At 41.3% G+C, this 1545-nt stretch carries 1 protein-coding gene; it reads right to left on the bottom strand.

From position 1 onward, the window contains the following. Positions 1-1545, bottom strand: a 1545-nt coding sequence (locus AC1DDX_RS27310) for an alpha-mannosidase (RefSeq protein WP_477623020.1), incomplete at both ends; no start/stop codon positions are given.

Raw genomic sequence — 1545 nt, forward strand, 5'->3', positions numbered from 1 at the left:
CCTTAGCAGCAAAAGGAAAACACAACCAACCACCTTCAGGTTGTTTATCTGGGGCTTTACCATCTACAAACCACTCTATATCAACATAAGCTGAATTTCTAGGAAATGAAAACACTAAAGTGTACTTCTTTGCAAGCCCTTTAGTATCCATTGCAGTTAGGGTAGCCACATCGGCAATATCTGAATGAGTAACTGAAATTCCCCAATTATCAGGAGTAAACGCCATATACGGAGCTTTATCGGCACCAAGCATACCCGGCTTCCCTAGATCATTTAAACCCCATCCCTCTTTTATCCTGCTATAAACATTAAACCATAGGCCAACCTCAGTGGTACTGAATCGTTCATGCAAAAACTGACCAACAACATATTTAGAGGATTGATCTACTAATTCACGACCAGTCGTATTTTCTGTCAAAGAGGATATTCCTCCTCTTTTTAAGTCTAATACAATTTTAAAATAGGGCGTATTGAATTCAGCATTCTGATCATTCGTAATAGTTGCTTCCTTTAAATCATCTTGATTATAAGCAACATAGCCAGAAGGCGCAATTTCTTTAACATAAAAATAACTTCCTTTTTTCCATGGATTTTCAACAATTCCAGATCTCTTCCATGGTAGAGGATTGTACACTACCAAACGTTTCCCTGCCACATTTACTGACTTGGCCAGTAAATCAAGATCAGTAGTTAACTCAGCATTTATAATGTCATTGGTGTTATGGATGTATTGCCGTTTTACATCGTAAGAATGCAACCATTTCTTTTTACTTCCTGTGTTTGTATTATGTGCATTGCTGTTTTTCAGTTTCGAAAAATCGCCATTTTCAGGCTCGGGTTCTGCTGCTGCTTCAGTTAGCCATTTCTTCCAATCTTCGCCATAACTATAACGCGGGCCATACTCTGCATTCATGCCCCAGGTATGTTCGGCATACAAAAGACTTTGTTCATAAGCTTTATCCAGTTTGGCTGCAATACTGTTAACAGGTATTCCCCAGATTCCCATCTGGGTATTTAATCCATCAAGAGCAGATTCCAGAGGACGAATATTGCGTCCGATCTTTGCTTCCCGTGGGTTTGAAAGCAATCCGTGAATCCAGGAATCTGGTGTATCGCCTTTAACAGTTGGCAAATCTGGTTTTTCTGCTATTACTGCTTTTGCAAAATCATCAAGGGTTCCAAGATGTATTTTTGCGCCGGGCATTTCTTTATTAATCTGAGCAATGATAGCTTCAACTTCTTTCTGATTTGGTGGCCCATGGTTGTCGCCGGTCATAATCATTGCGAGGTAATTCCTGGATGGCCAGTCTGATGGTGCTTTTATTCCGGATCCATAATCAGCGGTGTACTGGCATAGGATTTTAGACCCATCCGCCCCCTCCCACCAAAAAATTTGAGGGAAACGTGGACTCTGGCTTGCCGGATTACATCCCAGTTGCAAAAACTTGATGCCAGCGTTATTCAATAAAGTTGGCATCACCCAGGAGTGGCTGGGAACATCAGTCATTTTAGCGCTTATTGGTAAGGGTTGCCCGTACTTACGGG

This window comes from Pedobacter sp. 10L46_2 (assembly GCF_056395165.1).